The sequence below is a fragment of the Duganella kummerowiae genome (genome assembly GCF_053572355.1).
Map to the genome: position 1 here is coordinate 1 of NZ_JBKFEH010000037.1, position 3,468 is coordinate 3,468.

3 protein-coding genes are annotated in these 3,468 nt (G+C 67.3%); 1 reads left to right on the forward strand and 2 read right to left on the reverse strand.

Annotated features, from left to right (window positions below; all coding sequences use genetic code 11):
* The coding region (locus ACLB1G_RS27845) for a condensation domain-containing protein (protein WP_491630530.1) at positions 1 to 2,141 on the reverse strand (2,141 nt) is incomplete at its 3' end.
* Between the two features lie 199 nt (positions 2,142 to 2,340).
* The gene (locus ACLB1G_RS27850) at positions 2,341 to 3,060 is read right to left on the reverse strand and encodes a helix-turn-helix transcriptional regulator (protein WP_491630531.1); all 720 of its coding nucleotides are present in this window, start codon (positions 3,058 to 3,060) and stop codon (positions 2,341 to 2,343) included.
* A gap of 249 nt (positions 3,061 to 3,309) precedes the next feature.
* On the opposite strand from ACLB1G_RS27850, the gene ACLB1G_RS27855 reads away from it, so the two are divergent.
* Positions 3,310 to 3,468 (forward strand): acyl-homoserine-lactone synthase (locus ACLB1G_RS27855; RefSeq protein ID WP_491630532.1); only part of this gene is annotated, 159 nt, incomplete at its 3' end.

Below are 3,468 nucleotides of genomic sequence, written 5' to 3' on the forward strand. Positions count from 1 at the left end.
GCGCGCATCCATTGCAGGCGGTTGGCGATGGCGCGGTGCGGCATCAGCACCGCCTTCGGCGTGCCGGTCGAGCCGGAGGTGTAGATGGCGCAGGCGGGCGCCTCGCCATCGTCGTGGCGCGGCGGGTTGGCGTCGCTGCCGGCGGCCAGTATCTGGTCCAGCTGGGCGCCGTCCAGGCAGATGGCGCGTACGCCCTGCTCCGGCAGCAGCGCCAGGTGGGCGCCACGGGTCAGTATCAGCCGCAGGCCAGCGTCGCGCACCATGAGCTCCAGCCGCGCGGCCGGCAGGCCGGGATCCAGCGGCAGATAGGCGCCGCCCGCCTTGAGGATGGCCAGCATGGCCGCCACCATGGTGGCCGAACGGTCCATGCACAGCCCGACCAGTCCCCCTTGCGCCAGGCCTTGCGCGCGCAAGTGGTGGGCGATGCGGTTGGCGATGGCGTTCAGCACGCCGTAGCTGAGTTCCTCGCCTGCGCCGCGCACGGCCAGGGCCTGCGGCGTGGCCGCCGCCTGCGCCTCGAACAGCGCCGGTACCGTGGCCGGGCCGCCCTGTACGGCGGCGGTGCGGTTCCAGCCATGCAGCAGGGTCTCGCGCTCGGCATCGGCCAGTAACGGCAGCGCGCCTATCGGTGTCTCCGGCTGCGCCACGATGGCATGCAGCAGCTGCTCGAAATTGCTGGCCAGGCGCGTCATGCTGGCTTGCTCGAACAGGTCGATGTTGTAGGACCAGTCCACGTGCAACTGGCCGCCGCCTGCGGTGGCGGTCAGCTCCAGGTCGCACTTGATGGCGCCATGGCTGCCGGCCTGGCGCACAATGTCCAGCCCCGCCAGCGCCATCTGGCGCTGCTCGGTGTTATGCAAGGTGAACATCACCTGGTACAGCGGACTGTGGCTCAGGCTGCGTTCCGGCCGCAGTTCTTCCACCAGCATCTCGAACGGCACGTGCTGGTGTTCGTAGGCGCCCAATATCATCTGCTTGCTGCGGCGTAGCAGCACCGGGAAGGTGGGGTCGCCGGCCAGGTCGTTGCGCAGCACCAGGCTGTTGACAAACAGACCGATCAGGTCTTCCACGTCGCTGTGCACGCGGCCGGCGGTGGGCGATCCGATCACGATGTCCGCTGCGCCGCTGTAGCGCCCCAGCAGTACCGCCAAAGCGGTCTGCAGGAACATGAACAGCGTCACCTGCTCGCGCTGGCAATAGGACTGGATGGCCCCGACCAGCCCGGCGTCCAGGGTTTGCGCCAGGGTGCGGCCAAGGAAGCGCTGGCGCGCCGGACGCGGCTGGTCCAGCGGCAGGCCGTGCACGGCGGGCAGCCCGGCCAGCCGGCCGCGCCAGTAGCCCAGCTGGCGTTCCAGTTCGCCGCCGCGCAGCCAGCCGCGCTGCCATTGGGCATAGTCGGCGTACTGCACCGGAAGCGGCGCCAGCGCCGGCTCCCGCCCCTGGCGGTAGGCGTCATACAGGGTGCCGAGCTCGCGCATCAGGATGGCCATGGACCAGCCGTCGGCGGCGATATGGTGCAGGTTCAGCAGCAATACGTGGCGCTCTTCTTCCAGCCGCACCAGGTGCGCCCGCAGCAGCACGTCGCGCGCCAGGTCGAACGGGCGCGCCTCGTCCTGCGCCGCCAGGCGCGCCAGGGCCAGGCGCCGCGCGTCCGGCGCCAGGGTGCGCAGGTCCATGGTTTGCAGCGCTGGCGCGGCGCCGTGCCGGACCACCTGGCGCGCCTGTCCGTCCTCGCTGACGATGGCGGTACGCAGCACCTCGTGACGATCCACGATGGCCTGCAGCGCGCGTTCAAGCGCGGCGCCATCCAGCGGCCCGCACAGCTCATGGCGCGACTGCAGGTGGTATTCGGCGCCGCCCTGCTGCAGCTGGTCCACGAACCACAGGCGCTGCTGGGCGAAAGACAGGGCCAGCGGCTGGCTGCGGTCCGCCAGCGGAATCGCTGCATCCTCCGGCGCGTCGCCGCCAGCCGGGCGGTACGCGGACAGGAAAGCGACCAAGGCCGGCTTGTGCTCCTTGAGCAGCGCGATCAGCCCGGACGACACTGCGGATTTTTTCCCCTGGATCCGTAAATCGCCATCGGCCACGCTCAGGCCGATGCCATTTCGTTTGCACAGTTCGAGCAGTTCTGTAAGCGCCATAACGTAGTTCCTTCCCCATGTCGTCCCGGCCGGCGGACGGCCGGCCCGGTCATGGCATTAGACGCTTGTGGCGGATGAAACATAACTGTCAACATTTGCAGTGCCGCCGGGCGCGGCAGGGATGGTGCGCAGCGTGGCAAACGGCGGCGGCCAGACGGCCAGCGCAGGCGGTCCGGCAGGGCGCGGCGGCGGAAGTATCCTAGAGCAGGCGCAGCATGATGGCCTTGGCGACACAGGCGGTCTTGTTGGCCGTGCCCAGCTTCTCCAGGGAGTTATTGACGTGGAAGTTGACGGTGCGCTCGGAGATATTCATGATCTCGCCCACTTCGCTGGAGGTCTTGCCGTCGGCGGTCCAGCGCAGCACTTCGATCTCGCGGCTGGTGAGAATGGCGGACGGCTCCTGCAGCTGCTGGGCGGCGATCAGGTTGGCCATGCCCTGGTGGGCGCACTGCACCAGCCAGGCCAGGCGCGAGGCGTTCTGGCGCAGCTCGGCGGCGCCCAGCGCTTCGCCGGAACGCGCCAGGGTCAGCAGGCTGGCAGTGCCGCTGGCGTCGAACGAGGACTGGGCCCAGCCCACCTTGAGGCCGTGGGCGCGCGCATCTTCCCAGAACTCCGGACTGGCCTGGAACAGCGCCTCCGACCACACCAGCGGCTGCACCGAACGCACCGCGTGCGCCACGGTCGGGTCGATCGCGACATAATTGGCTTGCAGGTAGCGCCGCTGCCATTCCGCTGAATAATTATTCACCATGTAGACCTTGGGACTGGTCAACGGCACCGGCGACCGCCGGCCATACGCGCAGTATTCGAAGCCCAGCTCGCTGGCCAGCCGGACCAGCACCGTGAAAAAGTCCTGCTCGGTCGCGGCGGAGAGGAGGGAATCGGCGCCTTCGGCCTGCCATGCATTGTTGTCACTCAAGATACGCTCCCGAAAGCAAGGTACGACGCCACATCGTGATACGCCCTGTCTTGCCCAGCCCTTGCACCGAGGTCAACAATTAGAATAAAAATATCATTTTGATTAAGGCGCGTCAATTTCTATCTGGCCCGATTGTGGTTAAAAATACAGCACCCTCCCCTTGCTGCAGGTTCTGACAGTGTCGCCCCGGGCCGCATGGGTGTTCAATGCAGTCATCGACAACCTGTTGTATTACACGAGGGGATGGGAATGAACGTTACCGCAGGCCAGACCGGGGTGCTGTCCGAAACGCTGTTTTCGGCAGTCGCGCGTTATCGCCACAAAGTGTTTGTCGAGACCCTGGGCTGGGAACTGACAACCCAGAACGGCGAGGAACTGGACCAGTTCGACCGCCCCGACACCGTGTAC